Origin of the sequence: uncultured Roseovarius sp., from assembly GCF_913057115.1 — a bacterium.
In the GTDB taxonomy this organism is placed as follows: Bacteria; Pseudomonadota; Alphaproteobacteria; order Rhodobacterales; family Rhodobacteraceae; genus Roseovarius.
The window spans coordinates 1-18,256 of the sequence record NZ_CAJXNN010000030.1 but is presented as its reverse complement, the minus strand read 5'-3'; the positions used below and the strand labels follow the sequence as shown (position 1 = coordinate 18,256).

Below are 18,256 nucleotides of genomic sequence, written 5' to 3'. Positions count from 1 at the left end.
GACGGGCAGAGGTTTTCGCATGGCGGCTATTCACTCAAGTCATGGCGATGAAAAAATAGAAGATTGTGAAATCATCAATGATTTCAGCTTACTAACCGCATCTCAGCCTTCAGCAACGGATGCTGCAGGGCGGCATTGTGCGGGATGCCGCACAATGCTTTGGCGAATTGTGCGGATTTTCGCACAGGACTCCAGGCCGGGCGCAGACAAGGCTTTTCGAAAAGCCTTGCTACACGCGATTTCGAAATCGCGTGCAAAAGCGCCTTGCAAGGCGCTTGGCCAAGGTGTTTCGAAACACCTTGGCGGTTTAGCCGCGTTTGAAATCTTCAGGCTTGAGCCCATAGCGCGCCAGTTTGTCGTAGAAGGTCTTGCGCGGGAGTTTTAGAGCCTTGGCGGCTTGCGCGGCGCGGCCGTTTTGGCGGCCGAGGGCGGAGGCCAGAAGGGAGCGTTCGACGCGGGCGAGTTGTTCAGCAAGGCCGAGTTCGGCGGTTTCTTGGGTTTCCTCGGGCATGCCAAGCGTGAATCGCATGGCCGCCGACATGAGCGAGCGCGCGTTGCCGGGCCAGTCTTGGGCCATGAGAGCCGAAAGATGATCGGGCGGGATTTCCGGTATGGCCAGTCCCGCTTGTTCAGCGGCTTGCGCCACGTAGTGACGGAAGAGGACGGGGATATCCTCGGGGCGTTCGGACAGGGCGGGGATGCGCACCGGCATGACATCGAGCCGGTAGTAGAGTTCGGTGTTGAAGCGGCCTTCCTGCGTGGCAAGCCCAAGATCGGCTGTGGTGCCGGCAATAAGGCGCGCGCCGCCGCCTGCCTCAAGTCGCGCCAGCAGAGTGTATTGAGTGGTTTCGGGCAAGGCCGCGATTTCATCGAGAAACAGGCTACCGCCCTGAGCCGCGGCAAACCCGGCATCCAGAGCGCCTGCATCGAGCGTGGCGGAGGGCCGTTTGACGAAGGGACCCGTGGCATCGGGGCTCATCAGGTGGATCACCTCGGCCACTTTCGAGACACCGGCCCCCGGCGGGCCTGTGACCAAGACCTCGGCCCCGAGGCGGGCAACGGCGCGCACCCGGGTGCGCAGGTCCTCGGCCAGTTGCGAGGTGCCAAAGAGCATCCGCGCCGCCGGGTCGCCGGTTTCCAACTGGCGCTTCAACCGGCGGTTTTCGAGAACCAGCGCGCGGTTTTGCAAGGCGCGTTGCAGAACCGGCAAAAGGTCATCGGGGGCGCAGGGCTTTTCGAGAAAGTCGAAGGCCCCCTGCCCCATGGCCTCGACCGCCATGGGAATATCCCCCTCGCCCGTCAAAAGGATCACCGGCAGGTCGGGGTCAAGGTTTTGAGTGTGGCGCAGCAGATGAAAGCCATCGCGCCCGGGCATGCGGATATCAGAGAGGATCACGCCCGCGAAATCGCGGGCGATGTGGTCCTTGGCCTCGATGAAAGAGCCACAGGGCACGGTGTTCAGGTCATTGAGTTCAAGTGTTTGCATCAATGCCTCGCGCACGGCGGCGTCGTCATCGACAAGCAGGATATTGCTGGGCGCATCGGTCATGCGGCGTCCTTTGAGGGGCTGTTCTGGGGCGCGCGCTCCAGTTCGATAGTGAAGATCGCGCCGCCATCGGGGGCATTTCGGCCTTTGATGTCGCCGCCGAAACTTTGCACCAAGCCGTACGAGATCGACAGGCCAAGGCCCATGCCTTCGGTGCTGCCGACCTCCTTGGTGGAGTAGAAGGGGTCGAAGATCTTTTCCGGTTCGTCGATGCCGGGCCCGGTATCGCGCACTTCGACGACCACGGGGCTTGAAGGGTCTACGGTGAGGGTGATTTCCTTCACCGGGCTTTGCAGCATGGCGTCAGCGGCGTTGGACATCAGGTTGATGAGCACCTGCCCCAAGCGCACTTCGCCCCCCATCACGTAGATCGGTGTATCGGGAGGAGACCAGTGAACGGTCACGCCATCGGATTTGAGGCGCGCTTCGGAGAGTTCGAGGGCTTGGCCGATGACGGTGACGATATCGACCCGCGCCACCGGTTCGCTTTCCTGTTTGGCGAAGGCGCGCAGGTTGCGGATGATGCGTGCCATGCGGGCGGCAAGCGTCGAGATGCGGCTGAGATTCTCGCTGGCTTTTTCCGGCTTTTCGCGGTCAAGGAATTGCGCGCCATTGTCGGCGAATTGGCGGATGGCCATGAGCGGTTGATTGAGTTCATGGCTGATACCAGCCGAAATCTGCCCAAGGGCCGAGAGTTTGCCCGCCTGAACCAGATCGTTCTGCGCCTTTTTCAGCGCCGCCTCGGCCTCGAGCCTTTCGCGGATTTCGCGGCGCAGGGCGCGGTTGGTGGTGGTGAGTTCATGTGTGCGTTCGGTGACCCTCTGCTCAAGCTGGGAATTGGCGCGGGCCAAGGTGCGTCGTCGTTCGGTGATTTGCAGGATGACCGCACCGAAGGCGAGACAGATAACGGCGAACATCAGGCTTTGCAAAACCGCCAGACGGCGGGCCGGGGCCACGTCAATAAGCGCGTGGCCGGTCATGTTGATGACGGGCAGGGATTGCGTAAGGTGCAGCGCGCGTTCGGGCAGGTAATCGCCCCAGTCCATTTGCCAGACTTCGTGACCCGCGATGTCATGCGCGGTGAAGCCCGGCGCGGGCATGCCAGTGGGGCGATAGCCCGGCCCGTCGCCGCGCGCCTGCCAGAAGAGCAGTTCCGAGCGGTTGGAGACGAAGATTTGCTCCTCTTCTTCGGTGAAAAACACCGGCGGCTGGCCGCCGATCCAGTCCCATTCCAGTTCGGCGATATCCACCAGAACGATAAGCGCGCCGCGCACAAGACCGTCCGCGGCAAAGGCGGGGGCGGCGTAAATATAGGCGCGCCCGCCCTGCGCGCCCAAGCGGCCATAGCCCACGCCGAGCGCACCTTGGGTGGCGCGGAGAAAGGCATCGTTTTGCGGCAGGTCGCGGGGCGCGTCGCCCGCTTGCGCCAGAATGCGGCCATTGGCATCGGCATAGGCAAGGCCCATGGCCCCGGTTTTGTCAGCAGCTTCCAGCAGGAGGTTTCGGGCGGCCTGGACATCGCGCCCGGTTGTGATGCCTGCCAAGGTGGGATGATCGGCCATGAGCACAGCGAGTTCCTGGTACCGGCGCAGCTGGCCGGTGAAGCGGTCAGAGGCCAGCGCAAGGTCAGCCCGGCCTTGTTTTTCCAGTTGCTGTAGCGCTTGCCCGTAGCCATAGCGCCAAAGGCCCGCTGCGCAGATCGCAACAGCGGTGACGAAGAGGGCAATGACCACAATGCGCAGGCGGGAGTCGGACGTCATGTAAGTGGTTTTAGCAATGCTTGCCGGGGGTTGACCAGTTTTTCGCTTGATCCGGGGGCGACGAGAGAAGACGTGCGATCCATGGGTGGGGGAAATGGCGTGGCGTGGTGACGGCGTAGAAACTTTCGACGATATGCAGGTCGAAGGGTGCCGCCGCGACGATCCCGGCCTCGATTTCATCGGCCAAGGCGACCGAGGGCGCAATGGCCAGCCCCGCCCCTTCGCGCGCCAGAAGGCGGACCATGGCCATGTCATCGACATCGGCCTTGAGGGTCGGGGTGATGCCAAGCCGGGCGGAGAGGCTTTCGAACCCGGTCCGAATGGAGCTTTCGGTGGGCAGGATGACCGGTTCATGCGTCAGCAGGTCTTCGAGGGTTTCATAGCGCAAGTGGTCGGGGTGACCGTAGGCGGCGACGTGTTGCTCGGCCAGACGGTGGGCGGCGAAATCGCCCGGTGCGGCGCTGTGGGGAGGTTCCGTCATCAGCACGACGTCGAGGGCGAGAGATTTGAGGTTATCCAGAAGCACCCCTGCCCCGCCGGATTTGAGGATCACTTGCGTTTCCGGGTCGGCAAGAACCGGGCGCAGGAAGTTGAGCTGGAAGTTGCGCGAGAGTGTGGAAAGCGCGCCGACGCGCAGCGGCGGGTGCGCGCTGCCCGATTGCTTGAGCGTGGCGAGAAGTTCATCGCCGGTGTCAAAAATACGGTCGGCGTGGTCAAGGGCGATGCGGCCCGCCTCGGTCAGTTCAAGGCGGCGGCCCGTGCGGGTGAAAAGCGGTTGACCCAAGCGGTCCTCAAGCTGCCGGATTTGCGTCGACAGCGCCGATTGCGAGAGGTTGAGCCGTTCGGCGGCGCGGGTCAGGTGGCCTTCGTGTGCAACTTCGCGGAAATACCGCAGGTGGTGGTAATTGAGATCAGACATTCATCTATTAAACAGAATGATTTGAGCGAAACAATGTATTTTTATTCATGCCGCAGCGCAGCTATCCCAAGTCGAAATGGCATGAGGAGATGCAGTGATGACCTTTTTACCGCTAATCGCGCCCTTGGTTTTGCTGGTGATCGCAGGGGGTTTGACCCTGCGCCCGGCAGCCCGCGGGCATTGGATGTTGCGCCTGCCGGAATGGGGGGCGTTGCTGGCCCTTGGGTTGGGGATTGTAAGCGCCGTCAGCTATGCCCTGAGCGGCCCCGCAACCAGCCCGCTGATCGGGGTGGCCACAGTGGGCCTGTCGGTGCGGGTCGACATTGTGTCACTGGCCATGTTCCTGACGGTGGGCATGGTTGGCTGGGTCGTGCTGCGCTACTCGAGGGTGGCGCTGGATGGCGAGGCGCGGCATAGCCCCTTCATGGCGGGAATGGCGGTGACGCTGGCCTGTGTGATGCTGCTGGTGACGGCGGGCAACCTTGTGCAGCTTGTTGTGGCATGGGTTGCCGTGGGCGTAGGTCTTCATAAACTACTGCTGTTTTATCCCGACCGGCCCCGCGCGCAGCGAGCGGCGAAGAAAAAGACCGTGTCGGGCATCATTGGCAGCGCGGCCCTTGTGGGGGCTGCGGGCCTGATGATCTGGGGATACGGTACAGCGGATATCGCCAGCATCACGCAGGCTGCGCGCGGCGGCGAGGTGCCGCCGCTTGTCTGGCTGGCGGCGCTTTTGCTGGCCGTGGCGGCGGTGCATAAATCGGCGTTGTTTCCAACCCATGGCTGGCTGACCGAGGTGATGGAAGCGCCGACGCCGGTATCGGCGCTGCTGCATGCGGGGGTGGTGAATGCCGGGGGGTTCCTGCTGATCCGCTTTGCCGATGTTTTGCTGAGCGCGCCGGGGGTTCTGGCCCTTCTGGCGCTGATCGGTGGATTTAGCGCGCTGATCGGTGCGGCGGTGGCCCTGACCCAACCGGCGGTGAAAACCGCGCTGGCCTGGAGCACCTGTGGGCAGATGGGCTTTATGGTGCTGCAATGCGGTTTGGCCCTCTTCCCGCTGGCCCTGCTGCATATCGTGGCCCACTCGCTTTACAAGGCGCATGCCTTCCTTGCCTCGGGCGGCGCGGTTGAGCAGGTGGCCTCGATCCGGCGGCCCGGCCCCGTGGCGGTGCCCGATTTGCACGCGGTGGCGCGGGCCTTTGGGCTGGCCATTGCGATATACCTTGGTGTTGGCCTGATCTTTGGCCTGTGGGACAAGCCCGCACAGGCGGTGGCGCTTGGTGCGATCCTGATCTTCGGGGTGGCGTACCTGATTGCCCAGGGTCTGGCCGATCTCGCGCCATGGCCGCTGACATGGCGCACGGCGCTGATGTCCGGGGCGGCGACGCTGGCCTATTTTGCGCTGCAAACCGGTGCGACGGCCCTGTCGGCGGGCACATTGCCGGTGCCACCCGCGCCCGATGGGTTGATCTGGGCTGTAATCACCCTGGCGGTGGTGAGCTTTGGGTTTGCCGCTTTTGCGCAGGCCACCTTCCCGCTTTGGGCCGGGCATCCGGCGGCGGCGGGCCTGCGGGTGCACCTTATGAATGGTCTTTACCTTAACGCGCTGACCGACCGGATGACCGGCCATTGGCAGCCGCGCGACGCGAAAACTCAGGCGAAAGGATAATCCGATGACAGCCCCTAAATTTCAATTTACCGGCCCGGAATTGCAACTTTTCGCTGCGGCGGATTGGGCGGTGGGGCAGTTGCCTCCGGCCTTCCCCCTGTCGGCCACGGTGGCGGTGAACCCCTTCCTTGGCCAAGCGGGTGAGGATCGCGCGGTAACAGCCGCACGGCTGGCCCGGGTGGCGGGCGCGCGGATTTTCCGGCCCCGTGAGGATGTGGCCGCGATGGTCAAGGATGGGCGGATCGGGCAAAGCGATCTGGCCCGGGCGGCAGCCATCCAAGGGTTGGATCTGACCCAGGTGCAGGCGGGGCTTGAAGCCCCGGCCCCTGCCCCCAAGGCCCTGCCGACGGTCGCCTGTCTGGTGGCCGAGGCCACGGGCGTGGATTGGCCCGAGTTCCTCGAAGACCGGCTGGGCGTTTGGTCATCGGTGCATTTTGACAAGGGGCAGGCCTTCTGGCCCGCGCCGAAGGGAGGCTATTTCGCGGGTTGGCAGGCCTTTGCCAGCCGCGATTTGACGCCCGGGATTGCAGGGCTTTCGGGTTTTGCCGAAGCCGTGGCAGACCTGCCGGATGACCCCGGCGTGGCCTTTGCCGTGACCTGTGAGCGTTTGAGCCTCAGCCCCGAGGCGGCGCGGGACTATTTCCACCGCCTGCTGATGACCATGGGCGGATGGGCGCAATACGCGCGGCATCTGTCATGGGTGGCGGAGCGCGACGGCGGGCGCGATGCGGAAGCCTTGGAAATGCTCTACGTGCGGGCGGTTTGGGACATGCTTCTGCTGGAACGCTTCGAAGATCAGGTTGGAGCCAAATGGGCCGAGGCGCTTGCGGCCTATGCCACCCAGGTAGAGCCAAGTTTGGACGACCGGATTGATGCCGCCCTGCAAGAGGCCGCCGACCGGGCGGGCGAGGCTGAGTTGAGCGCCAAGCTGTCAGAGGTGGAGGCCTCGACGGAAGAGGCCGAACGGCCCGCTTTGCAAGCGGCTTTCTGTATTGATGTACGCTCCGAGGTATTCCGCCGCGCCCTGGAGCGGGCAGACACCGGTGTGCGCACATTGGGATTTGCCGGGTTCTTCGGGCTGGCTGCGACACACCGGGGTATGGCCTCGGACATTATCGAGGCCCGCGCGCCGGTGTTGTTGTCGCCCGGCTTGGAAAGCCAGTCTGGCGCGGCGCCTGCCGAAGACCTGGCGGCGCGCATTCATGCGCGGGCGCTGCGCGCTTGGGGCCGGTTCAAGATGGCCGCCGTGTCGGCCTTTGCCTTTGTCGAGGCGGCGGGGCCTTTGTACCTGTGGAAGCTGGCCAAGGATACGCTGCCGCATGACAAGGCGCAAAAAGTCGAGCCGGCACCGGTGGCCGATTGGGATACGGACGCGCGGATCGCAGCGGCGGAGCAGGTCTTGCGCGCCATGTCGCTGACCGGGAATTTCGCGCGGCTGGTTCTGATTGCGGGGCATGGCGCGGGGGTGACCAACGCGCCGCACGCCAGTGCGCTGCAATGCGGGGCCTGTGGGGGGCATGCGGGCGATGTGAACGCGCGGCTTCTGGCAGGGTTGTTGAATGACAGCACCGTGCGCGCGGGCCTGCGCGATCAAGGCATCGAGGTGCCCGAAGACACCATGTTCATCGCCGGGATGCATGACACGGTGTCGGACAACGTGCAGCTTTATGAAGATACCCCCCTGCCCCAGCACGCCAGCGATCTGGCGCGGCTTCGCTCGGCGCTTGAGGCAGCGGGCAAGCTGGCGCGGGAAGAACGCGCGGGGCTTTTGCCGCGCGCCGCTTCATCCGAGAGCCTGCCCAAGCGCGGCGGCGACTGGTCAGAGCTGCGGCCCGAATGGGGGCTGGCGGGCTGTGCCGGGTTCATCGCCGCACCGCGCGGGCGGAGTGCGGGGGCCGACCTTGGTGGGCGTGTCTTCCTGCATGACTATGACTGGAAGGCCGATAAGGAGTTCGCCGTGCTGGAGGTGATCCTGACCGCGCCGGTTGTCGTGGCAAGCTGGATCTCCCTGCAATATCACGGCTCGTCCGTGGCGCCCGAGGTTTTCGGCGCGGGCAACAAGCTGATCCATAACGTCACCGGCGGCATTGGCGTGGTCGAGGGCAATGGCGGCACATTGCGCCCCGGTCTGCCGATGCAATCGGTGCATGACGGTGAGGCGCTGCGGCACGAGCCGCAACGGTTGAGCGTGGTGGTGGAAGCCCCGACGCAGGCGATCTCGGCCATTCTGGACCGGCACGAGGGCGTCAAGGCGCTGTTTGACAATGGCTGGCTGACGCTGATGACGCTGGACGCCGAAGGACAGATCGCCAGCCGCTATGAGGCCGGACAATGGGTGCCGGTGGCCACGGGCGAGGCAGTACTGAGCGTCGCATGAACAAGGCAAGGGGGCGCAAGTGACTGCGCCCCTTGATCGATCAAGCGGCAGGCAGGGCAACGGTGAAGCGGCTGCCCTGCCCCGGCGTGGAACTGGCCGATATTTCACCGTCCGCGCGTGAGACAAGCCGTTGACTGATCGACAGGCCAAGGCCGGTGCCTTCAGCCTGTTTGGTTGTAAAGAACGGATCGAAAATGCGTTTGAGAACATCCTCCGGGATGCCACGCCCGGTATCCGTGACCTCGACGCACACCATGCCGTCAGCATCAGAAACGATGATTTGCAGCCTGCCCCCGTCAGGCATGGCATGGACCGCGTTTATGATCAGGTTGACGATAACTTGCTGCAACTCGGTACGCGAGATCGCCACTTGCCGATCGCTTTGCAAATCGGTGGTTACAGTGACGCCGGCTTTTTCGGTCTGGTGCGCTGTCAGGACAAGGCAATCGCGGACCACATCGGCAGGGCATGTCAGGGCGTCTTCGCCCGAGTATTCCTCGGGGCGGGCGAATTGCAGGAGTTTCGAGACGATGGCCCCGATGCGGTAAATCTGGTCGTCGATCAGGTTGAATTCGGTCTTGACCTTCTCGGCCTCGGCCTCGGCCAGAAGGCTGCGGGCGACATCGAGATTGCCTTGGATCACCGCGACGGGGTTGTTGATTTCATGGGCCACGCTGGCGGTAATCTCGCCCACCGTCGCCAACTTCTCCGACATGATAAGCTGTTCGGTGGTGTCTTCGAGTTTGCGGTTGGCTTCGCGCAGGTCTTGGGTGCGTTCTTCGACCTTGCGCTCGAGGCTTTCGGCCCAGTCGCGCAATTGCTTGTCGCGTTCTTGGACTTGGTCGAGAAGATCGTCGAGATGGCCTGCGACTTGGGAAATCTCACCGCTGTCACCGGTTGGCCCGTTGCGCGCCGTCAGGTCCCCACCTTCGACGCGGGCGATGGTTTTGGTCATGGATTCCAGCGGGCCAAAGATGCGCCCTGCCCAGCGTAGGAAAATGGGAATAGACAGCCCGGCTATGGCCAGAAAGATCAGGCCGATGGTGAGGGCCGAGCGGGTCTTCGCCTCGCGAAACGGAGTTTCAAGGAAGCCCACATAGAGCATTCCCACACGCTTGCCGAAGCTGTCGGTGATGGGTTGGTAGGCGGAGATGTACCAGTCATTCACCACGAAGGCGCGGTCAAGCCATGTGCGCCCCTCTTCCAGAACCCGCGCGCGGACTTCGGCAGAGACGCGGGTGCCGAGCGCGCGGACATCCTCGAAAAGGCGGACGTTGGTGGATATGCGGACGTCTTCGAGAAAAAGGGTCGCTGTGCCTTGGCTGCCGTCGGGCAGGCTTTGATCGCGGTAGACGAGGTTGTTGATGGTGTCGATGAAATCGAGGTTGCGGTTGAGGAGCAGCCCACCAACGAGCGCGCCGGGGCGGCCATCGGGCAGGATGACAGGGGAGGCGGAATGGATCACCATGCCGCGGTCTTCGACGGTGCGGTCGGTTGGCACGGCAGCGCGGGTGGGGACCAGTTGGATCGCGGCCTGTTGGCCAAGGCCAAGGTCGAGCGCGGTGAGTGTATCTTGATCCATGATGTCGACGACACTGCCCCACTGTGCGCCGTCAAGCGCTGTCGCAACCACAGGCCAATCTGCCGGGCGCAGGCCTTCGGGGCCGGTGGTGCCATCGGTCAGGTAGAGGAAGTCAAGGCCCAAGGCACGGCGCGCTTCGCGCAGATGGGCGCGGCGGTCAGCCGGGCGGTCCATCACATCACGCAGGGCGGCGGATTGGGCCAGCGCATCCAGACGCTCGCCCGAGTTTTCGAGCAGGCGTTGCAGGTATTGATCGGCGATGGTCAGATCACCGTTGACCTTGGTAATCAGAAGCTCATCCACCCGCCCCGTCCAGCGGACGACCGCACTTCCCAAAAGGAGAGGCATAAGCACCAGCATCGGCAAGAGCGCGATCACCAGCAGGCGCATACGGACCGATTGAAAGAGAGAGCGGAACAGGGGCATGTCGCTCATAATGGCCCAAGCGGCGCGCGAATAAAGCGCTTTTTTGCGCCTGTTCGATTAGAGGTCGGCAGAACCTGAAACCAGTTGCGACAAATCTTTGGAGGCGGTGCGCATGTCGTCGAGATATTTCAGCGCCTCATCAATGGAAACGCGCTGCGTGGGTGCATGGAAGGCCAAAGTGGCCATGAGCCTTTGGTTTTCATCCAAAATCGGCACCGCAAGCGCGATCATGTCGGGCATGAATTCCTCGCGATCGAGGGAGTAGCCCTGTTTGCGGATCACGCGGAGTTCTTCGAAAAGATCGTCATGCTTGGTCAGGGTGTTGGGGGTTTTCGCCTCTAGGTCGATGCTTTCGAGGTATTTGACCACATGGGCGCGGGCCAAGGTGCTGAGGTACATCTTGCCGCTGGCGGTGCAGTAAAACGGCACCCGGGTTCCGATAGGAAGCTGGATGCGCAGGGGCCATTCGGTTTCGACACGCTCCAAATAGGTCATGGCATCCCGGTCCGGCAGGGCGATGTTGCAAGTCTCACCGATTTCACGGCTCAGGCGTTTCAGGATGGCCTGCCGTGCGGTCCGGATACGGAGGGAGGAGAGAACCCCGCCTGCCAAGGTGCGCAGGCGCGGCCCCGGGGAATATGTCCGGCCATCCAGGTCACGCTGAAGGAATCCCTCGTCCTCCAGCGTGCTGAACAGGCGGTGAATGGTCGGTTTGGGCAGACCGAGGTGTGTGTTCACCTCGGTCGGGGTGACGGGGACGCCGGCGCGGGCGACCTCCTCGATCACCATGAGCAACCTCAAGTTGGTTGGTATGGTTTCCGATTTGTCCCCGTCCATGAGTCACCCGTCGTTATCTATCCGGTAGCAAGGCCGTCGATAGCTCAGGCACGAGGGCGATCACAAGCCAGACCGAGATCAATGCGACCAAATAAGGCACGGTGTACTTCAAAAGCCTGAAATACGGGACACCTGTCACGCCTGAGGCCACGTAGAGGTTGAGACCATAGGGTGGCGTGATGAAGCCGATGGAGGCCCCGACAAGGAAGATCACCGCGAATTGCACTGGCTCCACCCCGACCTCATGGGCGATGGGGGCAAGGATCGGGGCCAAGATGATCGTTACCGGCAGGCTTTCCAGAACCATGCCCGAGATAAAGACGATGGCCATGGAGGTGAAAAGCACCGCGTGATAGCCGCCCATGGAAGTCACGAAGCCGCCGATGGCCTCCTGCGCGCCGAGGACCGACAGGATTTGCTGCATCACCACCGAAACCGCGATGAGCGGCGCAAGGATGCCGGTGATCTGGGCCGAGCGCATGGTGATCGAGGGCAGCTCCAGCGGGCTGAAGCCTTGGACGACCAGCATACTGGCCACGGATTTTTCAGAGATGTCGGCGTCTTTCTTGGCCCCCATCAGTTTATGGATGGGCAGGCAGAGGAAGCCGACGATCACACAAAAGCCCACGGTGACACCCGCCGCTTCAGTGGGTGAGAATTTACCGGTGTAAATTCCCCAGAGCACGAGGCCGATGGCGAAGAAGCCAAGCCATGCGCCCAGCGCCGTCTTGATCACCCGCAGCGGGCTAAGGGCAATGAGATAGCCCCAGCCATTGCGCCAGCAAATGATAAAGCAGGCAAGCATCATACCACTCACCATCAGAGACCCGGGTATGATCCCGGCCACGAACAGGTCCGAGATTGGGAGGTTGAGGAGGAACCCGTAGACGATGAAGATGATGGAGGGCGGGATGATGATGCCCACCGTGCCGCCAGCCGCCGCCGTGGCCGCCGAGAAGCGTTCGTCATAGCCCCCCTTGACCATTTCGGGGTGCAGCATGGAGCCGATGGTGGCCGTGGTGGCCGAGTTCGACCCCGAGATCGCGGCGAACAGCCCACACGCGCCAAGCGAGGCCATGGCCAACCCGCCGCGTATCCAGCCAAGGCAGGCATAGGCGAAGTCCGACAGGCGCCGGGCAATGCCGGAACGGTTGATCAGATCCCCCGTCAGGATAAAGAGCGGCATGGCCAGAAGGGCAAAGCCATCGGTGAAGACATCCGCCAGCGCCGCGCCGATGTTGTCGAGCGGCAGGCCCAGCAGGAAGGACATGCCAATCACCCAGTAGCCGATGACCAGAAAGACCGGAACCCCCAGCATGAAGAGGATGGTGACTCCAACGGAAATGGCGGTGATGATTGCTGGATCGCTCATGCGTCACCCCCGATCACGGCTTGTTTGATCAATGGCTCACCCGAGCGGAAGTTGCGCACATCGGCGATCAGATTTTCCAAAACCCGCGCGGCCAGCATGGTAAAGGCCAGCGGCACCGCGATCAGGAACCACCACTGCATGACATTGTCGGTGCCCAGCATGATCTGGAAGTTCGACGCCGAGTTGGCGACCACGCGGGTCGAGGTGACAACCACGATCCACGAAAAGCCCAACCAAAGGACAGCGTCCAGCAGAAGGCATGCCATTTGCCCACCCCGGCCCATGGCACTGCGGAATTCGGCAAAGGCCAAGTGCGTGCGAAGCTGCACATTATAGGTACAGCCGAACCACGTCATGATCAGGAAGAGGAATGGTGGCAGGGTGGTGGACCAAGGGGCCTGTTCGTTCAGGACGAAGCGGCGGAAGACCTCGACGAAGATGATACCGCCGATGGCAAGGTACGAGACCACCATCACGGTTTTCTCGAAGTTGCGCTCTACCCATGGGATGAAGTGGTAGACCACCAAGAGCAAAGCCGCCGCTGCCAGCATGGCGATCAAGCCCAACGGCCAGATTGCCGGATTGCGCATCGCCTCGCTCAACATCCATGAATCACCTGAAGCTAGGGCGCTCAGGATGTCCCCTGTGCCCTGAAACCAGCCGGTCATGCCCATTCCTCCCTTTGGGTTGCCGTATGTCGAGGCGGTCTTCTTTATGCCGCCTTGTGGATCCGGGCCACCCGTTCAGAATGGCCCGGTTCGCAGTTTGCCGGATCAGGCCGAGCGCCACCAGCGGCGGGGTTCGACGTTTTCGGCCAGCGTGTCTTTGGGGATTTGACGCGCGACATCGTAGATCATCTGATAGGTGTCCAAGCCACCCGACCAGTTGTTGATCCGCTCGCGCCATTGCGCCCAAGGCTCGGGGTTGAACTCGGGCGAGCACATTTCCTCGGCCATCTTGATCTGATCTTCGGCGAGGAAGGCGTTGCGCACGTTGTTCTCGGCGAAGATCGTGCCGGGAAGCTGCGGGTCAGAGAAGCCCACGGTATTGACCAGCGCCGCCTCGTTGGCGTGCTGACAATAAACCTGCGCCAGATAAGACGACTCCATGATTGCATCTTGCAGATGCGGCTCCATTTCATCGAAGACGCTGGCTTTCATCGCGGTGTGCTCGGTGCCGCAGAAGAACTTCAGATCGACCGATTGGCTAACCACCGGCGCCATGTTGGCGTAAGCCACCGCGGAGGCCCAGGTTTCCGCACCGTCGATCAGGCCCTGCTTGAGGCCATCGAGGGTTTCTTCCCAAGCCACGGGAACCGGGTTGAGGTTCAAAAGCTGCATCGCGATGCGGCCCAGTTGTGTGCCTGTCACGCGGTTCTTGGTGCCGAAGAGTTCTTCGAGTTTGGTCACGGTGGGTTTGTCGGCAAAAGACTGGCCCATCTGAATGCCGCGCAATTCGCAATGGCTGAACAAGAACTTGATGCCGTGGCGCTTCTCCATCGGGTCGCGCAAAACCTGTTGCGATTCCGGGCTGTAGAGGAAGTGGTACTGCGCCGCACGGCTGGGGAACATATAGGCATAGTCCAGCACGTTGAGGTAAGGCGCACCGCCGGCCGAGTTCTGGGTTGAGGCGGAATACATATCCACCACGCCAAGCTGGGTTTTCTCAACGCAGTTGAGCTGGCCGCAGATCTGGTTGTCGCCGATGAACTCAACGCGAATTTCGCCCTCGGTCCGCTCCTCCAGATCGCGGGCAAAGGTCAGAACACCGGCGCGTTCAATCAACAAGTTACGGGCGTTGAAGCCCGCCGCGCCCAGCTTCAGGGTATGCTTGGGTTCTTTCGCGAAGCGCTTGTTATATGTGCTTTCTGCGGCTTTCGCGAGATTGGGCAGTGTCGCCGCGCCGGTCAGCGCCCCTGCCCCAAGTAGAACCGATGACAGGCCGAATTGGCCGGAAAGACGGAAAAGATCCCGGCGGGAAATCCCTCCCAGGGTTTTCGATACTTTCATGGTCTCCTCCCATGTTGTGCAATTTTTGATACTTGCAGTCTCAATATTGCTCGAACTATGTTTCATCTGGCAAGCAAAATCTTTTCCAAAATTGCTGAGCGCCGATGGGAGGTCAGAAATGTCAGAGATTTCAGCGGATTATGTGATCGTCGGTGCGGGCTCGGCGGGCTGTGTTCTGGCGAATCGCCTCTCGGCTGATCCCTCGATCAAGGTGGTTTTGATGGAAGCAGGCGGGCGCGACTGGAACCCGTGGATCCACATCCCCGTGGGCTATTTCAAAACCATGCACAACCCATCGGTTGACTGGTGCTATCGCACCGAGCCGGACCCCGGGCTGAACGGACGGCAGTTGGATTGGCCGCGCGGTAAGGTTTTGGGGGGGTCATCGTCTTTGAACGGGTTGCTGTATGTGCGGGGCCAGCCGGAGGATTATGACCGCTGGCAGCAGATGGGGAACCCGGGCTGGGGCTGGGACGATGTGTTGCCGCTGTTCAGACGCTCCGAGAACCAGGAACGCGGGGCGGATGAGTTTCATGGGGATAAGGGGCCTTTGTCGGTCTCGAACATGCGGTTGCAGCGCCCGATTTGCGATGCGTGGGTCGCCGCGGCACAGGAGGCTGGGTATCCGTTTAACCCTGACTACAACGGGACAACGCAGGAAGGCGTTGGGTACTTCCAACTGACCACCCGAAATGGGCGGCGGTGTTCTTCGGCGGTGGCCTTCCTGAACCCGGCCCGGAAGCGCGAGAACCTGACCATCCTCACCAAAGCCCCTGCAAGCCGGATCGTGTTCGACGGGAACCGGGCGACGGGCGTGGCCTATCGGGATGCTTCGGGGCAGGAGCATGTGGTCAAGGCCAAGGCGGAGGTGATCCTGTCGTCGGGGGCGATTGGATCGCCGCAGCTTTTGATGGTGTCGGGGATCGGTGAGGCTGAACAGCTTAAGGAGCATGGCATCGAGGTGCTGCGCGACAGCCCATCGGTGGGCAAGCATATGCAGGACCATTTGCAGGCGCGGTTGGTGTTCAAATGCAATGAACCCACGCTGAATGACGAGGTGCGCAGCCTTGTGGACCAAGCGCGTATCGCATTGAAATATATGATGTTTCGGGCGGGGCCGATGGCCATGGCGGCGAGTTTGGCCACCGGGTTCATGCGCACGGGCGACCATGTGGAGACACCGGACATCCAGTTCCATGTGCAACCCTGGTCTGCCGATAGCCCCGGGGAAGGCGTGCACCCCTTTTCGGCCTTTACCATGTCGGTCTGTCAGCTGCGCCCGGAGAGCCGCGGGGAGATCCGATTGGCGGGGCCGGACGCGGGGACATACCCCAAGATCCACCCCAACTACCTGTCCACCGAGACCGATTGCCGGACCATCGTGGAGGGGATCAAGATCGCCCGGCGGATTGCCCAGCATGAACCGCTTAAGCATAAGATTTCAGAGGAATTTCGCCCCGATGCGAGCCTTGATATGGACGACTATGAAGGCACGCTGGAGTGGGCGCGGAACTATTCGACCACGATCTATCACCCGACAGGAACCTGCAAGATGGGGCCGGGCGGCGACGCGGTGGTGGACCCGCGTTTGCGGGTGCATGGGGTCGAGGGGCTGCGGGTGGCGGATTGTTCGATCATGCCCGAGATCGTTTCCGGCAACACCAATGCGCCGGCGATCATGATCGGGGAGAAAGCCTCGGACATGATCCTGGAGGACCGCAAAGCCGGCGCGCTGCAACGCTCGGCCTGAGGCTGCGGAATTTTCGTACGAGTCGTACGCCTGCCCCCCGGTTTTCGTACGAAAATCGGGGGGTTGGTTTGTGGGGTCGTACGAGTCGTACGAAACACCCCTGCCCCGTGCGGTTGGGTAACGGGGTGGTAAGGAGTTTGGGGTAGGTTGGTTTGCGTGCGGCGAGAGGTTTGGTTTTTGGAGGTTTTGGAGATGTCGAACTTATTTACTGTCATTGTTGTCTTTCGCGCCCTGCTTCAAATTGAATATTTGGGCAAGTTTCAAAAGGTTACCGGCGACTGCAACCGCTACGGTCAATCCATAAGACATCAAGAAAAACGCCAAGGCCGAAAACAGATCAACTGTGTATGCTTGTGCTAAAAGCACTCCTACTAATGCAAGTGTTTGTAGAAGTATGAAATGAAAAAAGGACGCAGTCGTTTGCATGTATAGAGAATCCGCTCGACCTGCTTGCTGGATCGATTTCATCAACCTTTCGTTCGAGAACGCCAATAAAATTGCCATTCCTCCTAAGGAAAAGGACATCAAACTTGGAATAATCTCAACGGCTGCTGATGTCCAAGCACGTTCATCACCTGTTTCCTTGTTCCATAAGGGATAGCAGACAAACGTGATGGCTACCGCAGCCCAGAAATACAGAGATTTCAAGATTGCGGGCCATCCGCCGTAGAGGCGCCAATAGGTGTCAAAGACACCTATTGCATCAATGTCATCCCTGTTTTGCGACACTTCTTATGCTTCCAGCCTCGGTTCCAACTTCATCCTCGTCACGAGTGATTACATAAGGATAGTCCTTTGTAGAAGCTTCGACAGATTTACCATCTTCGCTCTTACCTTTGCCTTTAACTAGCCCATCGTATGCTGCGGCTCTGGCTAGCAGCTTATTTCTCGTATTTAACATCAAAGACTTGAATGAAGGCGCTTTTTTCAGCGTCTTCACGGCTTCTTTGGCGTTCTGCCCCTCAAGCTCTTCTTCCAGCAATTCCTGAGCCTCTGGATCAATTGAATCCGGATTGGGCCGATAAAGACGCATTTCCACGGAATTTAACCTAGGAATGGACAAAATTCGCTCGACCGAGTCAGAGGTCGGCTGAATTTGAACCCTAAATTCTTCGCACTGTTCATATGCTGCATCTTCTAGCGCTTTTTGAAACGCTGTTTCTGCCCTGCGCGGCGAAACAGTTTTACGCTCATCGTTGACTAGCTCCAAAAATAGACGGTGATCTTTCGTGTTGAACGCGAATTGAAACGTACGGCTATTTAATCCTCGGTCCTCTGGAACAACGACGTCTGAGCTTTCACTTAATGGCTCTTCAACAAAGTCTTTCAAGTTTACGACATTGCTATCGGGATCAACCGCCATCCAAATCACTAGGCGGCCCGTGAAAATGTTATCTCTTATCTCTGATAGTGGAGTTATTGCCGCGTAATAGTCGCCCCAATACTTGACACCTCGGCCAACAGATCTTTGAAAAATTTCTCTGTAAATATTTTCGGGGTGAGGTTGGGCGACAACGTTAAACACGCCGTACGTTCTCTTTCGTGTCCGGGCCATAAAAATCTCCTTTTAGCTGAATTGACCATACATCAAGCTCTCCTTCAACGTGAAACAGCCGCGCCGAAGACGACGCGTGCGGGGGCGGTTGGTCGGTGTGGGCGGAGGTGCTTTATGGTTGCCGTCTCCGTAGGACCTCAAGCGGTGCTCGGCAGTGGCCAAAAAGCCGCCGCGTCACGCCGGAGGCGTGCCGTCATCATGTCGGCGCCCCTTTGGGGCGACGGGGCGCGTCGGCTTTGGCGCGGCGGCGCTACGCGCCTTGCTTCCGCGCCGGGGCTGGCGTTTCAGACGGGTGTTTAGGTGGGCGGTGCGCAGTGAATGCGCACCCTACGGCAAAAGAACGAAGGGCCGCGCCCGACCCTGGGTGGGCGTTTGGAACATTCATTCGGGGACTGACGCTGTCGCACACAAATCCTTGGTTCGGAGCGAAACGGGAACCATGCGCCCTCCCGGGGGG

At 61.1% G+C, this 18,256-nt stretch carries 13 protein-coding genes; 3 read left to right on the top strand and 10 right to left on the bottom strand.

The window, feature by feature from the left end; all coding sequences use genetic code 11:
* Window positions 1-307: 307 nt before the first annotated feature.
* From QZ498_RS12655 to QZ498_RS12645, 3 genes are read right to left on the bottom strand one after another with little or no spacing between them, the layout of a single operon-like run.
* Entirely contained in the window at window positions 308-1,549 is a 1,242-nt protein-coding gene (locus tag QZ498_RS12655; protein ID WP_294622778.1) for a sigma-54 dependent transcriptional regulator, read from the bottom strand.
* Window positions 1,546-3,306, bottom strand: a complete 1,761-nt coding sequence (locus QZ498_RS12650) for an ATP-binding protein (RefSeq protein WP_294622776.1) — start codon at window positions 3,304-3,306, stop codon at window positions 1,546-1,548. The genes QZ498_RS12655 and QZ498_RS12650 overlap by 4 nt, the downstream gene beginning before the upstream one ends.
* A gap of 10 nt (window positions 3,307-3,316) precedes the next feature.
* The gene (locus tag QZ498_RS12645) at window positions 3,317-4,225 is read right to left on the bottom strand and encodes a LysR family transcriptional regulator (protein WP_294622774.1); all 909 of its coding nucleotides are present in this window, start codon (window positions 4,223-4,225) and stop codon (window positions 3,317-3,319) included.
* Window positions 4,226-4,322: 97 nt separating this feature from the next.
* Here QZ498_RS12645 and QZ498_RS12640 point away from each other — a divergent pair, with 97 nt between their 5' ends.
* A complete protein-coding gene (locus QZ498_RS12640; protein ID WP_294622773.1) occupies window positions 4,323-5,891 on the top strand; it encodes a proton-conducting transporter membrane subunit in 1,569 nt (522 codons plus the stop codon).
* Between the two features lie 4 nt (window positions 5,892-5,895).
* Window positions 5,896-8,268 carry a YbcC family protein gene (locus QZ498_RS12635; RefSeq protein WP_294622772.1) on the top strand — a complete coding sequence of 791 codons (2,373 nt, stop codon included), beginning with the start codon at window positions 5,896-5,898 and terminating at the stop codon, window positions 8,266-8,268.
* A 40-nt stretch (window positions 8,269-8,308) separates the two neighbouring features.
* On the opposite strand, the gene QZ498_RS12630 is transcribed toward QZ498_RS12635, so the two are convergent.
* The 5 genes from QZ498_RS12630 to dctP all read right to left on the bottom strand — a co-directional run bounded on the left by QZ498_RS12630 (window position 8,309) and on the right by dctP (window position 14,494).
* Window positions 8,309-10,276: a HAMP domain-containing sensor histidine kinase gene (locus QZ498_RS12630; RefSeq protein ID WP_294622815.1), complete on the bottom strand. Its 1,968-nt coding sequence runs from the start codon at window positions 10,274-10,276 to the stop codon at window positions 8,309-8,311.
* 57 nt (window positions 10,277-10,333) lie between these two features.
* Window positions 10,334-11,113, bottom strand: a complete 780-nt coding sequence (locus QZ498_RS12625) for an IclR family transcriptional regulator (protein ID WP_294622771.1) — start codon at window positions 11,111-11,113, stop codon at window positions 10,334-10,336.
* Window positions 11,114-11,126: 13 nt separating this feature from the next.
* On the bottom strand, window positions 11,127-12,485 hold the full coding sequence (locus QZ498_RS12620; protein WP_294622769.1) for a TRAP transporter large permease: 1,359 nt from the start codon (window positions 12,483-12,485) through the stop codon (window positions 11,127-11,129).
* Entirely contained in the window at window positions 12,482-13,153 is a 672-nt protein-coding gene (locus QZ498_RS12615) for a TRAP transporter small permease (protein WP_294622767.1), read from the bottom strand. Before QZ498_RS12615 ends, QZ498_RS12620 begins: the two co-directional genes overlap by 4 nt.
* Before the next feature lie 105 nt (window positions 13,154-13,258).
* Window positions 13,259-14,494, bottom strand: coding sequence for a TRAP transporter substrate-binding protein DctP (dctP, locus tag QZ498_RS12610; protein WP_294622765.1), 1,236 nt, complete (start codon window positions 14,492-14,494; stop codon window positions 13,259-13,261).
* Window positions 14,495-14,612: 118 nt separating this feature from the next.
* On the opposite strand from dctP, the gene QZ498_RS12605 reads away from it, so the two are divergent.
* A complete protein-coding gene (locus QZ498_RS12605; RefSeq protein ID WP_294622763.1) occupies window positions 14,613-16,244 on the top strand; it encodes a choline dehydrogenase in 1,632 nt (543 codons plus the stop codon).
* 201 nt (window positions 16,245-16,445) lie between these two features.
* Here QZ498_RS12605 and QZ498_RS12600 read toward each other — a convergent pair whose 3' ends face one another.
* Both QZ498_RS12600 and QZ498_RS12595 read right to left on the bottom strand, forming a co-directional pair.
* On the bottom strand, window positions 16,446-16,892 hold the full coding sequence (locus QZ498_RS12600; protein ID WP_294622761.1) for a hypothetical protein: 447 nt from the start codon (window positions 16,890-16,892) through the stop codon (window positions 16,446-16,448).
* A gap of 61 nt (window positions 16,893-16,953) precedes the next feature.
* Window positions 16,954-17,799, bottom strand: a complete 846-nt coding sequence (locus QZ498_RS12595; protein ID WP_294622759.1) for a DUF4747 family protein — start codon at window positions 17,797-17,799, stop codon at window positions 16,954-16,956.
* Window positions 17,800-18,256: the final 457 nt, after the last annotated feature.